20 protein-coding genes are annotated in these 19,298 nt (G+C 70.6%); 11 read left to right on the top strand and 9 right to left on the bottom strand.

Going from position 1 to position 19,298, the window contains the following annotated elements; all coding sequences use genetic code 11:
* Positions 1-30 precede the first annotated feature (30 nt).
* Positions 31-492: a hypothetical protein gene (locus AC068B_RS09965; RefSeq protein ID WP_356250205.1), complete on the bottom strand. Its 462-nt coding sequence runs from the start codon at positions 490-492 to the stop codon at positions 31-33.
* Positions 493-599: 107 nt separating this feature from the next.
* Positions 600-1,538, bottom strand: coding sequence for a tRNA (adenosine(37)-N6)-dimethylallyltransferase MiaA (gene miaA / locus AC068B_RS09960; protein ID WP_478670376.1), 939 nt, complete (start codon positions 1,536-1,538; stop codon positions 600-602).
* A 182-nt stretch (positions 1,539-1,720) separates the two neighbouring features.
* Here miaA and AC068B_RS09955 point away from each other — a divergent pair, with 182 nt between their 5' ends.
* The gene (locus AC068B_RS09955) at positions 1,721-2,011 is read left to right on the top strand and encodes a hypothetical protein (protein WP_468567669.1); all 291 of its coding nucleotides are present in this window, start codon (positions 1,721-1,723) and stop codon (positions 2,009-2,011) included.
* A 25-nt stretch (positions 2,012-2,036) separates the two neighbouring features.
* Positions 2,037-2,312 (top strand): antitoxin, encoded by a 276-nt coding sequence (locus tag AC068B_RS09950; RefSeq protein WP_356250024.1) that lies wholly within the window; start codon positions 2,037-2,039, stop codon positions 2,310-2,312.
* Between the two features lie 63 nt (positions 2,313-2,375).
* Here the strand turns inward: AC068B_RS09950 and AC068B_RS09945 are convergent, their stop codons facing one another.
* Together AC068B_RS09945 and miaB are read right to left on the bottom strand one after the other, a co-directional pair.
* Positions 2,376-3,101: a class III extradiol dioxygenase subunit B-like domain-containing protein gene (locus tag AC068B_RS09945; RefSeq protein ID WP_478670375.1), complete on the bottom strand. Its 726-nt coding sequence runs from the start codon at positions 3,099-3,101 to the stop codon at positions 2,376-2,378.
* Between the two features lie 50 nt (positions 3,102-3,151).
* Positions 3,152-4,642: a tRNA (N6-isopentenyl adenosine(37)-C2)-methylthiotransferase MiaB gene (gene miaB, locus AC068B_RS09940; protein ID WP_356250028.1), complete on the bottom strand. Its 1,491-nt coding sequence runs from the start codon at positions 4,640-4,642 to the stop codon at positions 3,152-3,154.
* Positions 4,643-4,780: 138 nt separating this feature from the next.
* On the opposite strand from miaB, the gene AC068B_RS09935 reads away from it, so the two are divergent.
* Complete coding sequence (locus AC068B_RS09935; RefSeq protein ID WP_478670372.1) at positions 4,781-5,776, top strand: TAXI family TRAP transporter solute-binding subunit; 996 nt, start codon at positions 4,781-4,783, stop codon at positions 5,774-5,776.
* A gap of 29 nt (positions 5,777-5,805) precedes the next feature.
* Here AC068B_RS09935 and AC068B_RS09930 read toward each other — a convergent pair whose 3' ends face one another.
* Both AC068B_RS09930 and AC068B_RS09925 read right to left on the bottom strand, forming a co-directional pair.
* Complete coding sequence (locus AC068B_RS09930) at positions 5,806-7,221, bottom strand: sensor histidine kinase (protein ID WP_478670371.1); 1,416 nt, start codon at positions 7,219-7,221, stop codon at positions 5,806-5,808.
* 16 nt (positions 7,222-7,237) lie between these two features.
* Entirely contained in the window at positions 7,238-7,927 is a 690-nt protein-coding gene (locus tag AC068B_RS09925) for a response regulator transcription factor (RefSeq protein WP_468567678.1), read from the bottom strand.
* 286 nt (positions 7,928-8,213) lie between these two features.
* On the opposite strand from AC068B_RS09925, the gene AC068B_RS09920 reads away from it, so the two are divergent.
* The 8 genes from AC068B_RS09920 (at position 8,214) to AC068B_RS09885 (ending at position 15,026) form a co-directional block, all read left to right on the top strand.
* Positions 8,214-8,993 carry an amino acid ABC transporter ATP-binding protein gene (locus tag AC068B_RS09920; protein ID WP_356250036.1) on the top strand — a complete coding sequence of 260 codons (780 nt, stop codon included), beginning with the start codon at positions 8,214-8,216 and terminating at the stop codon, positions 8,991-8,993.
* Between the two features lie 46 nt (positions 8,994-9,039).
* Positions 9,040-9,960 carry a glutamate ABC transporter substrate-binding protein gene (locus tag AC068B_RS09915; RefSeq protein WP_478670369.1) on the top strand — a complete coding sequence of 307 codons (921 nt, stop codon included), beginning with the start codon at positions 9,040-9,042 and terminating at the stop codon, positions 9,958-9,960.
* Positions 9,961-10,080: 120 nt separating this feature from the next.
* Positions 10,081-10,728 (top strand): amino acid ABC transporter permease, encoded by a 648-nt coding sequence (locus AC068B_RS09910; RefSeq protein ID WP_468567682.1) that lies wholly within the window; start codon positions 10,081-10,083, stop codon positions 10,726-10,728.
* Complete coding sequence (locus AC068B_RS09905) at positions 10,725-11,753, top strand: amino acid ABC transporter permease (protein ID WP_478670368.1); 1,029 nt, start codon at positions 10,725-10,727, stop codon at positions 11,751-11,753. The genes AC068B_RS09910 and AC068B_RS09905 overlap by 4 nt, the downstream gene beginning before the upstream one ends.
* A gap of 328 nt (positions 11,754-12,081) precedes the next feature.
* Positions 12,082-13,752 (top strand): FAD-dependent monooxygenase, encoded by a 1,671-nt coding sequence (locus tag AC068B_RS09900; RefSeq protein WP_478670365.1) that lies wholly within the window; start codon positions 12,082-12,084, stop codon positions 13,750-13,752.
* 82 nt (positions 13,753-13,834) lie between these two features.
* Positions 13,835-13,996: a putative leader peptide gene (locus AC068B_RS09895; RefSeq protein WP_478671244.1), complete on the top strand. Its 162-nt coding sequence runs from the start codon at positions 13,835-13,837 to the stop codon at positions 13,994-13,996.
* An 80-nt stretch (positions 13,997-14,076) separates the two neighbouring features.
* On the top strand, positions 14,077-14,628 hold the full coding sequence (locus AC068B_RS09890) for a cupin domain-containing protein (RefSeq protein ID WP_478670364.1): 552 nt from the start codon (positions 14,077-14,079) through the stop codon (positions 14,626-14,628).
* On the top strand, positions 14,619-15,026 hold the full coding sequence (locus AC068B_RS09885) for a rhodanese-like domain-containing protein (protein ID WP_478671241.1): 408 nt from the start codon (positions 14,619-14,621) through the stop codon (positions 15,024-15,026). The genes AC068B_RS09890 and AC068B_RS09885 overlap by 10 nt, the downstream gene beginning before the upstream one ends.
* 63 nt (positions 15,027-15,089) lie before the next feature.
* Here the strand turns inward: AC068B_RS09885 and AC068B_RS09880 are convergent, their stop codons facing one another.
* The 3 genes from AC068B_RS09880 to recX all read right to left on the bottom strand — a co-directional run bounded on the left by AC068B_RS09880 (position 15,090) and on the right by recX (position 19,297).
* Positions 15,090-17,636, bottom strand: coding sequence for an FtsX-like permease family protein (locus AC068B_RS09880; protein ID WP_478670362.1), 2,547 nt, complete (start codon positions 17,634-17,636; stop codon positions 15,090-15,092).
* The gene (locus AC068B_RS09875) at positions 17,633-18,397 is read right to left on the bottom strand and encodes an ArsR/SmtB family transcription factor (protein ID WP_478670360.1); all 765 of its coding nucleotides are present in this window, start codon (positions 18,395-18,397) and stop codon (positions 17,633-17,635) included. The genes AC068B_RS09880 and AC068B_RS09875 overlap by 4 nt, the downstream gene beginning before the upstream one ends.
* Before the next feature lie 144 nt (positions 18,398-18,541).
* Positions 18,542-19,297: a recombination regulator RecX gene (gene recX / locus AC068B_RS09870; protein WP_478670358.1), complete on the bottom strand. Its 756-nt coding sequence runs from the start codon at positions 19,295-19,297 to the stop codon at positions 18,542-18,544.
* Position 19,298 lies beyond the last annotated feature (1 nt).

Below are 19,298 nucleotides of genomic sequence, written 5' to 3'. Positions count from 1 at the left end.
TGGCTACGGCACGCGGCCCGGCCGGTGTGCTCAGCGGAGCCTGGCGACCCGCCACACGGCGAGGACCACAGCGCCCAGCAGCACCAGGGCGTACCCCGAGACGACCCGCCAGTCCGGGCGGTGCCCGGAGCCGCGCTCGGGCAGTCCCGGCCAGGTGTGGCCCACGCGGCGGGCGGCCATCATGCCCCACCCGGCGGCGCAGCAGCTGATGAGCAGTCCGAGCATGGCGACCACCGCACCGCCGTCGCCGAACTCGAAGGCGAGCGGGAAGGCGAACATCAGGGAACCGACCGCGGCCAGGATCACGATGGGCGCGAGCTGCCAGATGCGCAGCCGGGGCTGGGGGCGCAGCTCGACCTCGACCTCGGCCTCCGCCGACATCTCGTCCGCACCGGGACCGTCGTCCGTCACTCCGCCCGACGTCTCGTCGGGACCGTCGGGACTCAGCTGCTCTCCGCCGTCATGCGCGGTGTCACGAGGGCCGGCCTCCATCGCCACGCGCCCTCCCACTTCGGACTTCACCGGTCGATCGATGGTCGATGATGGCACGGTGTCAGGTGCCGGGATGACCGCCGGAGCGTCCCGATGCAATCACGTGATCAGGCTGTGACCGGTCGTTCGACCAACGCCAGCGCGCGTGCCGGGAGTTCCTCGTGGTCGGCGAGGGCCCCACTGAGCCAGTGCACCCGCGGGTCGCGGCGGAACCAGGAGTCCTGACGGCGCGCGAAGCGCTTGGTGGCGCGCACGGTTTCGGCGCGCGCCTCCTCCTCGGTGCACTCTCCCGCGAGCGCCGCGAGCACCTGCTGGTAGCCGAGCGCGCGCGCCGCCGTACGCCCTTCGCGCAGCCCCTGCGCCTCCAGCGTGCGCACCTCGTCGACCAGGCCCCGCTCCCACATGCGGTCCACGCGCGTGGCGATGCGTTCGTCGAGTTCGGGGCGTGCCACGTCGACGCCGATCTGGATCGTGTCGTAGACGGATTCGTGGCTGGGGAGATTGGCGGTGAAGGGCTTGCCGGTGATCTCGATGACCTCCAGGGCACGGACGATCCGGCGGCCGTTGCTGGGCAGGATGGCGCGGGCCGCCTCGGGGTCCGCGGCGGCGAGGCGGGCGTGCAGGGCTCCGGAGCCGCCCAGCGTGAGCTCCTCCTCCAGGCGGGCCCGCACGGCGGGGTCGGTGCCGGGAAACTCCAGGTGGTCCACGGCCCCCCGGACGTAGAGGCCGGAGCCGCCGACGAGGATCGGCCAGCGCCCTTCGGCGAGGAGACGGTCGATCTCGGCGCGGGCCAGCTTCTGGTACTCGGCGACGCTGGCCGCCTCCGTGACGTCCCAGATGTCGAGGAGATGGTGGGGTACGCCGCCGCGCTCATCGGGCGTCAGCTTGGCGGTCCCGATATCCATCCCTCGGTACAGCTGCATCGAGTCGGCGTTGACGATTTCACCGCCGAGGCGCTGGGCGAGAAAAACGCCCAGATCGGACTTTCCTGCCGCGGTCGGACCGACGACTGCGATGACCCGCGGGGCGGGGGCTGAGCTACTCACCGACCCAGTCTCGCAAACGTCGGGCCCCATCCCCGAACGAGCTACGTGACGGCACGGCTCTGAGGTCGTTGCCTGTTGCGAGGTTCCGACCGCCGGTTTCGAGGACCGATGACCCGGGCGACGCAATGGGACGCACCGGGTGGGGCGGGATTTCGCCCACACGAGTAACGTATGGAGTAGATATGGGCGTTTTTGCACGTTTCCGCCGGAAGTCCAAGGACAGCGACGAGGCGTCGACAACCGACGCGGCAGCGGCCACGCTGACGGCCGAGCCGGAAGAGGCCGAGAGCGCCTCCGAGGCCGACACCGATGCGAAGCCTGCTGCCGAGGCCGATGCCGACACCGAGGCTGCCGCCGAGGACAAGTCCGCGGAGACCGCCGAAGCGGCTGAGGCGGAGGGCGTGGAGATTCCGAAGCAGCAGTCCGCGGAGAAGGCGGCCGACAACGAGGCCGGCGAGGGCGCCCGCAAGTAGCTCCCCAGCGAGGGAAGGTGGACCCATGGGCTTCCTGGACCAACTGAAAGCCAAGCTCGCCCCTGCCAAGGACAAGGTCTCGGACCTCGCGCAGCAGCACGGGGACAAGATCGACCAGGGCCTGGACAGGGCCGCGAAGGTGGTCGACGAGAAGACCAAGGGCAAGTACAGCGACAAGATCCAGGCGGGCACGGGCAAAGCCAAGGACGCCCTCGACCGCGTCGCCGGATCCGACGAGGGCAAGGACGCGGGCGGCAGCGCCACCCCTCCGACGCCTCCGTCGCCACCTCCGGCTTCCTGAACGGCAGCGGCGGACGGCCGCGGAGCACCTCGCTTCGCGGCCGCCACCGTGTGTCCTGGTCGGCTACGACCAGGCAGCCACCACGTACCCCACGCCGTACGGCGCGTCCTCGTAGAGCAGCTCACCGCTCAGCGCGGCGCCGTCCGCGGCGCCCGCGAGGACCTGCCACGGGGCACGGCCCGCCGCCTTCAGTTCGTACGCGAGCCCCGCGTCCAGCGCCTTCAGCGCCGCGACGTCGGCCTCGCCGAGGGCGCGCCCGACCTCCGCGTCGAAGCCGGCTGCCCGCTCGTCGAGGTACCCCGGTGCCTTCAGCGTGCGGCACGCGCTGGCGTCGCCCATCACCAGCAGTGCCACCCGGTCGGCCAGGGCCCCGATTTCTTCTCCGACTTGGATACACCGCTCGGCCGCAAGTGGTTCCCCCACACCGAGACCTTCCACCGGCGCGGTGGACCACTGGGTGCGCCCGAGCAGCCAGCCTGCGACGGCGAGCGACGTCGGAAGCTCACGCTGCACGGCTTCGGCTTCAGCTTCGGCTCCGACCGGCCCGAGACGGACGTCGACGTCCACCCCGAAACCCCGGAACGACCCGCGCGCGCCCTGCGGATGCGGTCCGCGCCCGCTCTGCTCGGCGGGCCCGATCACGACGAGCCGGTCGGGCCGCGCGGCGGCTAGCACCGCGACGGCGTCCGAGCATGCCGCGCGCGCGGCATCCATCTCAGGGGCGGCACCCGCGGCGACCTCGGGAACGAGCAGCGGCGGGGAAGGGCAGACGGCTGCGGCGACAAGCATGATCCGCAGAGTAACGCTCCCCCGTGGGAGGAAAGGAACCGTCCGCCCGGTCAGTCGCAGCCGCAGCCGCTGCCCGTCGCCACGGGAAGCGGCGCCGGAGCACCGATCTTCGGCAGCCCCAGCATCACGCCCGCGGGCTTCGCGGCCGCCTCGGTGTTCCGCTTCTCCCAGGCGTCGCCCGCGCGCGTGGGACGCACGTTCAGCACGGCGCCCTCGGCGAGCAGGTGGTGCGGCGCGGCGTACGTGATCTCGACGGTCACTACGTCACCGGGGCGCACCTCGGTGTCCGGCTTGGTGAAGTGGACCAGGCGGTTGTCGGGGGCACGACCGGAGAGGCGGTGTGTGGCGCCGTCCTTGCGGCCCTCGCCCTCGGCGACCATCAGGTCCAGGGTGCGGCCGACCTGCTTCTTGTTCTCCTCCCAGGAGATCTCCTCCTGGACGGCCACCAGGCGCTCGTAACGCGACTGGACGACCTCCTTGGGGATCTGGCCCTCCATGGTGGCCGCCGGGGTCCCGGGACGCTTGGAGTACTGGAAGGTGAAGGCGTTCGCGAAGCGGGCCTCGCGGACCGCGTGCATCGTCTGCTCGAAGTCCTCCTCGGTCTCCCCGGGGAAGCCCACGATGATGTCGGTGGAGATGGCCGCGTCCGGCATGGCGGCACGGACCTTCTCGATGATGCCCAGGAAACGATCCTGCCGGTACGAGCGGCGCATCGCCTTGAGGATCGGGTCCGAGCCGGACTGCATCGGCATGTGGAGCTGCGGCATCACGTTCGGCGTCTCGGCCATGGCGGCGATCACGTCGTCGGTGAAGTCGCGCGGGTGCGGAGAGGTGAAGCGCACGCGCTCCAGGCCCTCGATCTTTCCGCAGGCCCGCAGGAGCTTGCTGAAGGCCTCGCGGTCGCCGATGTCGGAGCCGTACGCGTTCACGTTCTGCCCGAGGAGGGTGATCTCGGAGACGCCCTCGCCGACGAGCGCCTCGATCTCGGCGAGGATGTCGCCGGTCCTGCGGTCCTTCTCCTTGCCGCGCAGTGCGGGCACGATGCAGAAGGTGCAGGTGTTGTTGCAGCCGACGGAGATGGAGACCCATGCCGCGTACGCGCTCTCGCGGCGGGTCGGCAGCGTCGACGGGAAGGCTTCGAGCGACTCGGCGATCTCGACCTGGGCCTCTTCCTGGACGCGGGCGCGCTCCAGGAGGACCGGCAGCTTGCCGATGTTGTGCGTACCGAAGACGACGTCGACCCAGGGTGCCCGCTTGACGATGGTGTCGCGGTCCTTCTGCGCCAGGCAGCCGCCGACGGCGATCTGCATCCCTGGACGCTTGGTCTTCATCGGCGCCAGGCGGCCGAGATTGCCGTACAGACGGTTGTCGGCGTTCTCTCGCACGGCGCACGTGTTGAAGACGACGACGTCGGCGTCGCCGTCGGCTCCTTCGGGCGCACGCTCGTAACCGGCGTCCTCCAGCAGCCCGGAGAGCCGCTCGGAGTCATGGACGTTCATCTGGCACCCGTAGGTGCGCACCTCGTAAGTCTTCGCGCTCATCTCGACCCCAGGGTACGGGGTCGCCACGCGCGCGTGCCCGCGGATTGCGACTGTGGCACCCGTGACCGGGCTCCACGGCGGCTTCGGTGTGAGCTCTCCCCTGGTCATCACGGTGAGTGGACTGGCAGGATCGCGCGCATGCTCAAGGCACTCCCCCACATCGGCAGGCGCCGCGCCCTCCAGGGTGCGGCCGCGGCTCTCGTGGTGTTCGGTCTGCTGCTGTGGTGGCTGCTGCCCGTGGGCGAGGACTCCCCGAGCGGGCGGATCTCGTTCAGCACGGGCGTGCGGGAGGGCGTGTACGAGCGGTACGGCAAGCTCCTGGAGACGGCGATCTCCCAGGACATGCCGGACGTCGACGTCGAGCTCCTCAACAGCGAGGGGTCGCAGCAGAACGTCGCGCGCGTGGCCACCGGGAAGTCCGACTTCACGATCGCGGCCGCCGACGCGGTCGAGACGTACCGCCTCGACGGCGCACCGGGCTGGCACCGGCTGCGGGGGTGTACTCGCCTGTACGACGACTACGTACAGCTCGTCGTGCCCCGGTCCTCGAAGATCAATGACGTCGCCGACCTGCGGAACAAGCGCGTGGCGGTGGGCCAGGGCCACTCGGGGGTGCGGCTGATAGCCGACCGGGTGCTTGACGCCGCGGGCCTCGATCCGACCACGGACATCAAGCCCGTGGCCGCCGGGATCGACACCATGCCCAGCCTTCTGAAGAACCGGTCCATCGACGCGTTCTTCTGGTCGGGAGGACTTCCGACCAATTCCGTTCGTGCCCTCTCCGAAGAGATGGACATCAAGCTCGTGAAGCTCGGCTACCTCGTCGAAGCGCTGCACAAGCAGGGCGGCGGCTCGCGCTACTACCGGGCCGCGACGATGCCGGCGGACGCCTACCCCGAGGCCCAGCAGGGCTCCGCCGTGCCGACACTGGCCGTGGCGAACCTCCTGGTGACCACGGACCGCACCGATCCCGAGCTGACCGAGCAGCTGACCCGCACCGTCATCGACAGCCGCGATCACATCGGCGATCAGGTGCACGCGGCGCAGGTGGTGGATCTGCGCACCGCGCTGTTCACGGACCCGCTGCCGCTCCATGACGGGGCGCGCCGCTACTACCGCTCGGTCAAGCCCTGAACCCTCGCGCGCGGCGCTGAGCGGCCCCCTCAGCCCCCTGCAGGGGGCTCGCTGCGCGGGACGCCGACCGTCACCTTCAGACCGTGCGGTTCATGGCGTGCGTACGCGATGGAGCCGCCGCCCGACGCGAGCAGGGCCCGCGAGATGGAGAGGCCGAGCCCCGAGCCCTGCACGTTCTGGTGGCGGTTGCTGCGCCAGAAGCGGTCGCCTACGCGGGCGAGCTCGTCGTCGGTGAGGCCGGGCCCGCCGTCGGTGATCACGACGGTCGTCGTCCCGTTGCCCGAAGAGACCGCCACCTGCACGGCGCCGTCCTCGGGCGTGAACTTCAGGGCGTTGTCGATCACCGCGTCCAGCGCGCTGGACAGGGCGATCGGGTCGGCCCAGCCGGTGGTGGCCGGGCACTCCCCCGTCAGCCGCACGCCCCGCTCGTCGGCGAGCGGCCGCCAGGCGGCGACGCGCTCGGCCGTCAGCTCCCCGATGTCGATGACGCTCAGGTCCGCGGCGGCGTGCTCGGCGAGCGCGAGGTCGAGCAGGTCGTCGAGGACCTGGGCCAGCCGCTTGCCCTCGGTGCGGACCGAGGCGACCTCTTCGCTGCCCTCGGGCAGTTCGAGGGCGAGGAGCTCGATGCGGAGCAGCAGCGCCGAGAGAGGGTTGCGCAGCTGGTGGGAGGCGTCGGCGACGAAGGCGCGCTGCTGCTCGAGCACGTCCTGGACGTTGTCGGCCATCTCGTTGAACGAATGGGCCAGGCGCCTCAGTTCCGGCGGCCCGCCCGCAGCGGCGACCCGGGACTTGAGCCGCCCGGTCGCGATGTCGTGCGTGGTCGCGTCCAGGACCCGTACGGGGCGCAGGATCCAGCCGGTGAGCCGCAGGGCCGCACCGACGGCCAGGAGCATGGCCGCCGACTCGCCCGCGGCGATCAGCAGCCAGCCGCGCAGCGTCTCCGAACGCATGCGCCCGGTCGGCGAGTCCGTGACGACGACGGCGATGACGTCGCCGTCCTTGATCACCGGGGAGGCGACGGCCAGCCGCCCCCGCTGCCACGGCCACACCTGCTCGGGGTCGTGGCTGCCGCGGGAGCGGAGCGCTTCCTCGAAAGCGTCCCGCAGGGCCCCGTGGCGAGGCAGGAACCAGTCGTTCGGGGACTGGGCCATGGCTCCGTCGTCGCGGTAGAAGACGCCCGCGCGGATGCCGTAGACGCCGTAGTAGTCGTCCAGTTCGTTCTGCAGCGTCTCGCGGCGCTCGTCCGTGCTCCCCAGACCCAGGGGCCCCGTGGGACGTTTGGTGACGAACTGCGCGAGTGAGGCGAAACGGGCCGTGTCGTCGATCCGGTCGACGACCACCTTCTGCTGCTGGGCCGCGGCGACGCTGACGGCGAGCGGAAAGCCGAGCGCGAGCAGGACGCCCGCCATGAGGACGATCAGCAGCGGGAGGAGGCGGGAGCGCACCTGTCCTCGCTTCCGGTCAGGCGGCCGGGGCGACGAGGCGGTAGCCGACGCCGCGCACGGTCTCGATCAGGGCCGGCATGTGCAGCTTGGAGCGCAGGGACGCCACGTGCACCTCCAGCGTGCGCCCGGTCCCCTCCCAACTGGTGCGCCACACTTCGCTGATGATCTGTTCCCGACGGAACACCACTCCGGGGCGCTGCGCCAGGAGGGCCAGCAAGTCGAACTCCTTGCGGGTCAGTTGGACGACCGAACCGTCCACGCTGACCTGCCGGGTGGGCAGTTCGATGCGAACGGGGCCGAGCCTCAGGTCGCTGTCGCCCGACGTCGGCGCATCGCCGGGGGCGGGCCGCCGGATGACGGCGTGGATGCGGGCGATGAGTTCCCCGGTGTCGTACGGCTTCACTACGTAGTCATCGGCTCCGAGGTTCAGGCCGTGGATCCGGGATCGTACGTCCGAACGGGCCGTCACCATGATCACTGGCGTCGAGCCGCGCTTGCGGATCTTGCCGCACACCTCGTAGCCGTCCTGGTCGGGCAGCCCCAGGTCGAGAAGCACCACTCCGAAGGGGGGCGCTTCCGCGGGCAGCAGGGCCTGCAGCGCCTCCTCGCCGCTGCGGGCGTGCACGACATCGAAGCCGTGCCTGGCCAGGACGGCGGACAGGGCGGCGGCCACATGATCGTCGTCCTCGACGAGCAGCAGTCTCATACGGGCCCCCTCCAGTTCATCCGTCGTTCCGTTGCGGCCGGTAAGCGTGGCTCGTCATCGCGCGAGCGCACCAAGGCATCCACTCCGATGGATAAGGACCACGTCAAGAGGGTTCAGGCCCCGGGCACGTTCCGTTACCCACCCGGTACGCACTCCGTAGACCCTCTTCACACGGTGTGTCCGGTTGCGGCCGGATCGTTATGCTCAATTTCCCCTCAGATGTAATGACGCTGGTCGCACTGGGTTATTACTGTCCTCCCAACCGAGGAGGATGGAGCAACAAGCCGTGACCGAAGTTTCGGTGACCAAGGACGCCATACCGCCCGAGGCGGACGACCTGGTCGTGCTGAAGAACGTCAACAAGCACTTCGGCGCTCTGCACGTCCTCCAGGACATCGACCTGACCATCGCCCGCGGTGAGGTCGTCGTCGTGATCGGCCCCTCCGGGTCCGGCAAGTCGACTCTGTGCCGCGCCATCAACCGCCTGGAGACGATCGATTCGGGAGACATCTCGATCGACGGCAAGCCGCTGCCCCAGGAGGGCAAGGAGCTGGCGAGGCTCCGCGCGGACGTGGGCATGGTCTTCCAGTCCTTCAACCTTTTCGCGCACAAGACCGTGCTCGAGAACGTGACACTGGGCCAGACCAAGGTGCGCAAGATCGGCAAGGCCGAGGCGGAGACGAAGGCGCGCGCTCTGCTCGACCGCGTGGGAGTCGCCTCCCAGGCCGACAAGTACCCCGCGCAGCTCTCCGGTGGCCAGCAGCAACGCGTGGCCATTGCGCGCGCGTTGGCGATGGACCCCAAGGTGATGCTCTTCGACGAGCCCACGTCGGCGCTCGACCCGGAGATGATCAACGAGGTCCTAGAGGTGATGCAGCAGCTCGCCCGGGACGGGATGACGATGATCGTCGTCACCCATGAGATGGGCTTCGCCCGTTCCGCGGCCAACCGTGTCGTCTTCATGGCAGACGGCCGGATCGTCGAAGAGGCCGTGCCGGATCAGTTCTTCAACAACCCGCGCAGCGACCGGGCCAAGGACTTCCTGTCGAAGATCCTTAAGCACTGAGGCTCCCACGCCGTCTCAACACCAGTCGAAACAGAGGATGTTCACCATGAAGCTCCGCAAGTCCGCTGCTGCGGCGGCCGTCGTCGCCGCTCTCGCCCTGACCGCCACGGCATGCGGCGGCGAGGAGGGCACCGCCGGCGACAAGCCGAAGGACCCGACCGGCGGGAAGAACGCGCCGAAGCTGCCCACGTACGCCGTGAAGTCCGACGTGAAGGTCGACTCCTCGGTCCTGAAGAAGGCCCAGAAGTCCGGCAAGATCGTCATCGGCGCCAAGGACGACCAGCCGTACCTGGGCTTCAAGGACAGCGCCGGCAAGCGCTCCGGCTTCGACATCGAGATCGCCAAGATGGTCGCGGCCGACCTCGGCTTCAAGCCCGACCAGATCGAGTTCAAGACGATCGACTCCGGCGTCCGCGAGACCACCATCTCCAAGGGCGACGTCGACCTCTACGTAGGTACGTACACGATCAACGACGAGCGCAAGAAGCAGGTCGGCTTCGCCGGTCCGTACTTCATGGCGGGCGCCGACCTCCTCGTCCGCTCGGATGAGAAGGACATCACCGGTCCGGACTCCGTGAAGGGCAAGAAGGTCTGCTCGATCGTCGGCTCCACTCCGCTCCAGGAGATCAAGAAGTCGAAGTACGGCGCGAAGACCGTCGAGCTGGCCAAGTACTCCGAGTGCGTGCAGCAGCTCATCAACAAGGAGGTCGACGCCGTCACCACTGACGACGCCATCCTCAAGGGGTACGCGGCGCAGCAGCCGGAGGCGCTGCGGGTCGTCGGCAAGCCCTTCACCAAGGAGCCGTACGGCATCGGCATGAACAAGGACGACAAGGCCCTGCGCAACGCCGTCGCGGACGCCGTCGAGGCGCACCAGAAGAACGGTGACTACAAGAAGGCGTACGACGCGACGCTCGGCCTGTCGAAGTCGAAGTACACCGAGCCGCCGGCCCTCGAGCGCTACTGACCGCGCCTTTCCGTCCCTCCAACTCCCCGGCAGTGAGTTGACCGGTTCCCCGTACGCATCGCGGTGTGTACGGGGACCGGCTCGCCCTGCCCGACCACTGCCGCCCACGAGGACATCCCCGTGAATGTACTGCTCGACCACTTCGCGGAATTCCGCGAGGGATTCATAGGCACGGTCTGGCTGACTGTGGCCAGCAGCGTGCTTGCGCTGTTCCTTGGTGTCGTGCTCGCCGGTTTCCGGGTCTCCCCGGTACCGCCGCTGCGGTTCTTCGGCACCGCCTGGGTCACCCTGTTCCGGAACACGCCGCTCACGCTGCTCTTCCTGACCATCTGGTTCGCCGTGCCGCAGGTCTTCGACTTCGGCTTCGACCCGTGGACCAAGGCGCTGATCGTGCTCAGCGTCTACACCTCGTCGTTCGTCTGCGAAGCCGTGCGGTCCGGTATCAACACCGTGCCGATCGGGCAGGCCGAGGCCGCCCGCTCGCTGGGCATGACGTTCTTCCAGACCCTCGGGACGATCGTCCTGCCCCAGGCCGTGCGCACCGTGCTGCCGCCGCTGAGCAGCATCTTCATCGCGTTGACCAAGAACTCCGCCATCGCGGGCGCATTCAGCGTGACGGAACTGTTCGGTTGGCAGAAGATCCTCAGCGACCAGGGCTTCGCCATCGCCTGGCTCTTCCTGTGGGTGTCGCTCGGCTACCTCGTGATCACATTCACCATCAGCGGCCTGTTCCGGCTGCTCGAGCGGAGCCTGGAGGTCGCACGATGAGCTCCAGCGTCCTGTACGACGCTCCGGGTCCCAGGGCCCGGGTGCGCAACCGCATCTACTCGGTGATCGGCACGGCCGCGATCATCGGCCTCATCGTCTTCGTGATCATGAGGCTCGCCGACCGGGGCCACTTCGCGTCCGAGGTCTGGAACACCTTCAACTACACCAACGTGCGTGTCGCCATCCGTGACGGCGTCTTCACCACTCTGAAGGTCTTCGCGCTCGCCGGTGCGCTGTCCCTGGTGATCGGTGCGCTGCTCGCGGTCGCCCGCGCGTCGGATCATCGTGCGATCCGCTGGTCGGCCACGGGGTTCATCGAGCTGTTCCGTGCCATCCCGCTGCTGATCACGATCTACGCCCTCTGGGTGCTCTTCCTCACCTACAAGAGTGACCTGGGCATCGTCGGGGAGAACAACGGCTTCTGGGCCCTGGTCATCGGTCTGGCCATCTACAACGGCGCGGTACAGGCAGAGGTCCTGCGGGCCGGTTTCAACGCCGTGCCGCGCGGTCAGGTGGAGGCGGCGTACGCACTGGGGCTGCGCAAGTCCCAGGTGATGACGATGCTGCTGCTGCCGCAGGCGGTCAGGTCCATGCTGCCGACGATCATCAGCCAGCTGGTGGTCACGCTCAAGGACACGTCGCTCGGCTACATCATCACGTACGCGGAACTGCTTTACGCGGCCCGCCAGCTGGCCAACACGACCCTCGTCAACGGTCAGTACATCTACGTTCCGGTGATCATGGTCGTCGGCACGATCTACGTGGCGATGTGCATGGCTCTCTCCGGGCTCGCCACCTGGGTGGAGAAGCGTGGGCGTCGCGCCAAGACGGGCATCGCCGTCGCCGCTGCCGCCGAACCGGCCGAGGCTCCCGGAGCTCTCGACCCGTCCGAAGCCCACGGCCCGACGGTCGAGGGCCCGCAGCCGGCCGACACGCTCGCGGCGAGCCCCAAGAGCACCGCGACGGACGCCGATGGCACCGACAAGCGCGACAAGCCCGACGAGCCGCCCAGCAAGAAGAACTGAGCGCACGACAGGCTCTGAAGCCGAGAGGTGGGGGAGGCAGCGCCCGTGGGGCCGCTGCCTCCCCCACTTTCTTGGCCGCCTTCTCGGACTGCCCTCGTAGGGGAAATGGGCACTCGACGACGGGAACTGACGATTGATGTGACGATCCGACAGGGCAGTGGCGTCGGAGGTCGTGTTAGGGCCGTCGTCGCTTGACGCAAGCACCGGCAATAGGTTGCATACGTTCTGTGATCGTGCACCGGGCTCCAACTGCCAGTTCCTGTACGTACGTCCAGCCACTCCGGGCAGCCCGGACCCTCGGAGCCCGTCGGGCCGGAGGGTGTGCGCCGTGGACCCGGTGATCGTCGTCGGCGCGGGTCCCGTCGGACTCGCGCTCGCGCTCGCCCTCGCCCGGCACTCGGTGCCCACCGTCGTCCTCGACGAGGGACCCGGCAAGGACGAACAGCGCCCCGCGCGGACCGTGGTGCTCCGCGACGACACCGCGGCGTTCGCCGAACGGCTCGCGGGTCACTCGTTCGGTGACACGGAATCGGGCGCCCGGTGGACGGGCTGGCGCTCCGTACGGCGCAAGCAGCTGATGCGGGAGCTCGACTTCGGCGAGGAGATCCCCGCCCCGCTGCACCTGCCGCAGCACGTGCTGACCGCCGCGCTGCGCGAAGCCGTCGCCGACGAGCGGCTCGTCAAGATCGCGGTGGACAGCAAGCTCGACTCCCTGGAACAGGACGCCAGCGGAGTGACCGCACACACGCGCGGGCCCAAGGGCACGTGGTGGCGGGGCAGTTACCTGGTGGGCTGCGACGGACCGCGCTCCACGGTGCGCAAACTCCTCGACGTCCGCTTCCCGGGACGTACGGCCGTCGAGCGACACGCCGTGGCCGCGCTGCGCACGGAACTTCCTTGGCCGGGTCAGGCGTTGTTGCACCGGATGCCTCCGTGGCGCCACGGAGGCGCCGAGGTCGCAGGCCGACCGCTGGCGGGCGGGGTGTGGCGGCTCGACTGGCTGCTGCCGCCGCGCGGTGACCTGGTGACGCCCGACGCCCTCGTCGTCCGCATCCGGGAGACCCTCGCGGGCTGGTGCGGGGGCTCCACACCGCCGTACGAACTGCTCGACACGGGCGTGCACACCGTCCACCACCGACTCGCCCGACGGTGGCGGGTCGGCCGTGCCTTCCTCGCCGGGGACGCCGCGCACCTGCTCGGCGCGCTCGGCACCCAGGGGCTCGACGAAGGGCTGCGGGACGCCGACAACCTCGCGTGGAAGCTGGCGCTCGGCTGGCACCACGGCGCGCGCGAACCGCTGCTCGACAGCTACCAGGTCGAACGCCGGGCCGGTGTGGCCGCCCGCCTGCGCGCCGCCGACCAGTCGCTGCCCGCGCTGCGCGGCAGCAAGGGCCTGCGCTCGTACGTCCCAGGGACCGCGCGGGGGCACGACACGCTCCTCACGGACGGTCATGTGGGGCGCGGGCCGCTCGGCGCTCCCTCGTCGTACGCCGATTCACCGCTGGCGCCCGCTCCTTCCGAGTCCGTCACCGTGGTCGACACGGAGCCCGGAGCGCCGGTCGCCGATGTGCGGGTGACCGCGCCGGACGGATCCTTCGTACAGTTGCGGGACCGCCTCGGGCTCGGGCACCTGATCGTCGTCCTCGTCGCGCCGGGCACCGTGGTGTGGGAGCGGCGGCACTGGGTGACGGCCGGGATCATGCCGCGGCTCGCCGCGGCGGTGACGGCCCTGCCGCACCCCGCCGAGCTGCTCGTCGCGGAGAGCTACCCCGGGGCCGCGGCCCACTCGGTCCTGCTCGTCCGCCCCGACGGGCACCTGGTCGCTGCCCTGTCCGGGGTGCGCCCGGCCGAGCTGTACGCGGCGGCCGAAGCGGCACTGGGCGGACCGACGACGCCGACGGGAACCGGGGACGACGCGGGGCGACCTGACCGTACGGGCGAGGAGGAGAGCTCGGCGGAGTCTGCGGGGGCGGCGAAGGCGGCACGGCGCTCGGTGTGAGCGGGGTCCGCGTCAGCAGGCCATAGGGGGTGCGTCAGCGGGTGGAGGGCTGCGTCAGCGGGCGGCGTACGGCTTGGACGGCGTGAGGAGAGGGCGCCCGCGCCCGCATTCCGAGCCGGGGTTGACCGGCCTCCACCCCCGTGGTCTACTCCGGATCGTGACCGACACCGATGTGCGCCTTTGGCGGAGGGTCCATATGGACCTCGTCCGCTATGCAGGCTGCGTGTGTCATCCGTCCTGCTGAATTCGCATTTCTCCCTCGCGCACCGAGCGCCGCTCCGGGCTGGCTCGTGCGCGCTCCCGCGAGCCTCCAGGACGGTATCCGTGTCTGTTGCCCCCTCCTCCAGCGCCTCCTCCACCGCGCCCGCGTCGGCGCGCTCCTCGGCGCCCACCGCCGCCGAACTCCTCGCCTTCGTCCGCCGCACCGCGGCCGACTCCGAACTCGTCGCCTCCCTGCCGCTCGACCCCGAGGGCCGCACCTGGGTGCGCCTTGAGGGGCCCGGCGGCAGCGAGGCCTGGCTGATCGGCTGGCCGCCCGGCACTGGTACCGGCTGGCACGACCACGCAGAGTCGGTCGGCGCCTTCCTCACCGCGGCGGGCAGTCTCAAGGAGAACTCCCTGGCCGCGCGCCTGCCCACCGACGGGTGGAAGACCTTGGAGCTCTCCGAGGACGTCGACCGCGAACGGCAGCTGACGGTCGGCGAGGGGCGCGCCTTCGGCCGCAACCACGTGCACGAGGTGCTGAACGAGTCCACGACCGAGCACGCCGTCTCCGTGCACGCGTACTACCCGCCACTGCCCCAGATCCGCCGCTACAGCCGTACCGGCGACGTACTCCGCCTGGAGTCCGTCGAGCGCCCCGAGGACTGGCAGTGAGTGACGAACAGCCGGTCGGCATCGACGAGTTGCTGGAACGCGTACGGCTCGGTCTCGACCGCCTCTCTCCTAAGGAGGCGTACGAAACAGCCGAGGCCGGCGGCCTGCTGGTCGACATCCGCTATGCGGCGCTGCGGGAGCGGGACGGGCTGATCCCCGGCGCACTCGTCGTGGAACGCAACGAGCTGGAGTGGCGGCTCGACCCCCAGGGCAGCCATCGCGCACCGGAAGCCACCGGTCATGACCTGCGGGTCGTCGTGGTCTGCAACGAGGGGTACGCATCCAGCCTCGCGGCTGTCTCCTTGCGGCAGTTGGGACTGCGCCACGCCACCGACCTCACGGGCGGCTTCCAGGCGTGGCGGGCGGCGGGGCTGCCGGTCGTGACCACCGAAACGTGAGTACGCGCGCGTGGGCGCCCCTTCGTGTAAGGGGCGCCCACCATTGCGTACCGCTCCTTACTCCTACTCCTTGGCCGTCGCCACGGTGACGGGCAGCGGCCTCAGCGCGGCACGACCCGGAAGGGCGGTCGCGGTCAGGGCGAGCAGGCCGGCGACGGCGATCACGGAGACGTACACCAGAGGAACGACCGTCGGCGCCGCGCTGCCGGTCATCCCCATGCTGAACGCCGTGAGGACGGCCAGCGCCACCCCGCTGCCCAGCGCAGTACCGATGAACAGGACGGCCAGCGCCTCGGTGCGCAGCATCCGCAGCACCTGACGGCGCGTAGCACCGGCGAGGCGCAGCATCGCGAACTCGCGCAGGCGCTCGGAGACGGACATCGCGAGGGTGTTGACGACGGCGATGGCGGTGAAGGCGAGGACGAGCCCCATCGCCAGCAGGTTCACCTCGGCGTTGGCCTGGCGGCTCGCCGCCTGCAATCCGTCCACGGCTGCCGGGGCGAGCACCCGCACGCCCGGGAACTTCTCGACATCGGCCGCGAGTTGTTCCTGCGTACGGTCGCTCTTGACGAGGACGGTGGCGGCGAGCGGGTTGTCCACGTGGCGGGCGACCAGATCGTGCGCCATGGTCAGATCTCCGAACCCGAGCCCGCGTGCGTACACGGCCCGGACGGTGAGTTCTGTCTTCGTGCCGTCTCCGAGGGTGAATGCGAGCGTGCTGCCCGGCTTCAGTCCGAGCCGGTCGGCGGCCAGTTCACTGACGGCGACGCTCTCCTTGCCGAAGTCCTCGATCGATCCGGCGGTGACGTCGGGGTCCCAGGTCCGGGTGAGGTTCTCCGGGGTGACGCCCTGCGCGGGGTACCTATCGAGCCCGACGCGCACGGTCGTGCGGACGACCTCGGTGGCGGCCTCCACGCCGTCGGTCGTACGCAGCTTCCGCGCGGCCTGTGCCGGGACGCCCGGTCCCTGGGCGGTCAGCACCCAGTCCGCGCGGACGCCGTCGCGGGCCTGGGCTCCGGCGGCGTCATCGAGGGTGGGCCCGACGAAGAGGACGGTGCAGGCCATGCCGGTGAGGAGGGCAAGCGGAGTGACGACGGCGGCCATGCGGGCGGCGTTGCCGCGCAGGTTGGCGTGGGCGAGTTTGCCGCCGGGCCCGGTCAACCGGAGCGGGCCCCGGAGGAGTGCGGCGGCCGCTCGGACGACCAGCGGTCCCAGGAGTGCGATGGCGCAGGCGAAGACCACGACCGTCAGGAACGTCACGGGGGTCGACGCCGCCTCGGTGCGCAGCACGCTCAGCACGGCGACCAGGACGACACCTCCGACGAGGAACACCAGGCCCGCGACGATCCGGCTCCAGGCGGGCCGCTGCCGCTCGACCCGCGCCTCGCTGAGGGCCTGCGCGGGGCGGATGCGGACGATCCTGCGCCCCGCGATGCGAGCGGCGGCCCACGCACCCAGCAGGGTGGCGCCGACGGCGACGAGAGGCGGGAAGACGCTGACGGTGCGCTCAAGGGTGGCGGGCACGGCTCCCGTTGCCACGAATCGGCCGTGCAGCCAGCCTCCGAGCGGGATTCCGGCGAGTGCGCCGACGGCTCCAGCCACCGCCCCGACAATCACCGCCTCGCGCCCGAGCAGACTGCGGATCTGCTTCGGGGTCGCGGCGACGGCTCGCAGCAGGGCGAGCTCGCGGTGGCGTTGCTGGACCGAGAGGGCGAAGGTGCCGACGACCACGAGGACGGCGACGAGGAGCGAGGTGCCGCCCATGGCGCCGCCGATGCTGATGAGCTTGACGCGCGCCCCTGCCGCGTCTAGGAACTCCACGGGCCCTCGGTCGTCCCCAGCGCTGACCTGTGCCGTCGTCCCTTCGACGGCCTTCTCGACCGCCTGCTCGAGCTCAGTGACGGTGGTGCCCTTGTCGGGTACGACACCGAAGGCGGTGACCTTTCCGGGGTGCGCCGCGAGCCGCTCGGCCTCTTCGGAGGAGAAGAAGAGCGAGCTCTGGTGAGCCAGGGTGCCGGTCTCCGGCGCGGCCACTCCGGTGATGCGGTAGTCGCGCGGGCTCTGCGTCGACTGCACGGTGAGGCGGTCGCCGGGTCGCAGCCCCGCACGGTCGGCGAGGCCGCGGTCGATGACGAGGTCGTGGGAGGAACGCGGCGCCGTGCCGTCGACGAGCCGGAAGGGCGTGAGGGCTGCGGATTGCCAGGCATGCCCGTACGAGGGCGATCCGGACCCGCTCGCCGCCCCCGGGTTCAACGGCTGGGCGAGAAAGGTGAGTTCGGGCACGACCGCACCCACACCCGGGGCGCTCTTGATCCTGCCCTCGATGTCGCGGGCCTGCAGCCAAGCCCTCTCGGCGATCGGCTTCGCCTTGTGCTTGACCTTGGTCTTGCCCTTCTTGTGCTTGACCGTGGTGCGGTGCACGTTCTGGTCGGCGGAGACGACCACGGGGGCCGCGGCGTAGCGCTCGGTCCTGATCGTGCCGCGCAGGCCGGTCTCCAGGAGGGTGCCGCAGGCGGTGATGAGGGCCGCGGCGCACATCAGTGCGAGAAAGGCGCCGAGGAATCCGCCCTTGCGGTCCCTGACGGTCTGCAGTGCGTAGCGCAGCATCATGAGGGATCGGGCTCTTTTCGGTTGTCGGAGGAGGCCTCGGGCGCGGGCGCGGGGAAGGCCAGGAAGCGCGTGAGGACGGTGCGGGCGCCGTCCGGGGTGTCGGCGTCGGGCCGCTTGTAGCGGTTGAGCAGCGCGACGTACTCCTCGAAGAACTCGTGGAGTTCGGGGAGGGTCAGCCGGATCATGCCCCGTGACCAGGGCAGCGCGTCGGCCCACTCGTCGGGGGCGGCACCGTCCGGACTCTGGTGTCCCTGGCTCCGCTCCCGCTGCAGTTGCGCGAAGAGCTCCAGGTCGGCGGCGTACGAGAGGTGGTTGAGCTCGTCCATGACGAGCCGCATCTCGGGGCTCTGACGGCTGCGCGGCGGAAAGCGCCGGTCTCCCGGGACGGCCCGCCACCAGCGCTCACGTCCGCGCGCCGAGCCGCGCGTCTCCACGACGAAGCCGTAGCGGGCGAGTTCGCGCAGGTGGTAGCTGGTCGCGCCGGTGTTGAGTCCGAGGGCCCTGGCGAGCGTCGCGGAGGTGGCCGGGCCGTGCACGGTGAGGTGCTGCAGCATCTGCTGCCGCCGCGGCTGCGCGAGCGCCTTGAGCACGCGCAGGTCGCTCAATTCCTGCGGGCCTTCGGCCCCGGGCCGGGGCCTGGGCCGGTTGTCGTGGTCGGTCCGGTCGTCGCGCCGGGTTCGGCTGTCGTTGCCGGTCCGGTCGCCCTGCCCGGCCCGTCCTCCGGGCCGTTCCGCGTCGGTCGTGCCGGGTTCCTCTGCCATGCGTACACAGTCGCCTGTGCACAGGTTCCTGTGCACTGCGGCAACCCGGCGTCTCCGCAGGGGGGTTACCCCCACCCTGCGGAGCGCGAGTCGGGATGCGTGGCTCGCTCCGGCTGCCGCCCCACCCCCGTGGGAGCGGCCTGCTCAGAACGCCTCGTACCCCAAGTCGTCGGTCTCTTCGCCCTCTTCCTCCAGCGCCTGCCGGACCACGCGGAGCGCCATGCCCTCCCCGTATCCCTTGCGGGCGAGCATGCCCGCGAGGCGGCGCAGGCGCTTGTCGCGGTCGAGGCCTCGCGTGGAGCGGAGCTTGCGGGCGACGAGCTCGCGCGCGGTCGCCTCCTCCTGCTCCGGATCGAGCTGCCCCACGGCCTCGTCGATCAGCGTGGACTCCACGCCCTTGGTGCGCAGCTCCCGCGCGAGCGCACGGCGGGCCAGGCCCCGGCCGTGGTGCCGGGACTCCACCCAGGCGTCCGCGAAGGCACTGTCGTTGATCAGCCCGACCTCTTCGAAGCGGGAGAGGACCTCTTCCGCCACCTCGTCGGGGATCTCCCGCTTGCGCAACGCGTCGGCGAGTTGCTTGCGCGTGCGCGGGGTGCCGGTGAGGAGACGCAGACAGATCGCCCGCGCCCGCTCGGCCGGGTCCCCCGTCGGCGGCTCCCCCTTCTCGGCCCTCGACGAGGAAGGGGGACCGCTGTCCTGGTGGCCGTCGGAGCCGAACCCGCCACGCCGACGTCGGCGCCCACGGCTCCGTCCCTCGCCGTCCTGGAAGCCGTCGCTGTCGCCACGGCTGTCGTACCGGCCCGCGCCGTCCTGATCCACACCGCCCCCGTGGCCCCGCCCGGCAGCGCCGGTGCGGCTTTCGGGGGCGGTGTGGTCCGCCCAGTCGGTTCGTCGCGTCACG

The organism is Streptomyces sp. NPDC042371 (assembly GCF_056437465.1).
Note: the sequence above shows the minus strand (reverse complement) of the source record. Positions and strands in the feature narration are given on the sequence as shown.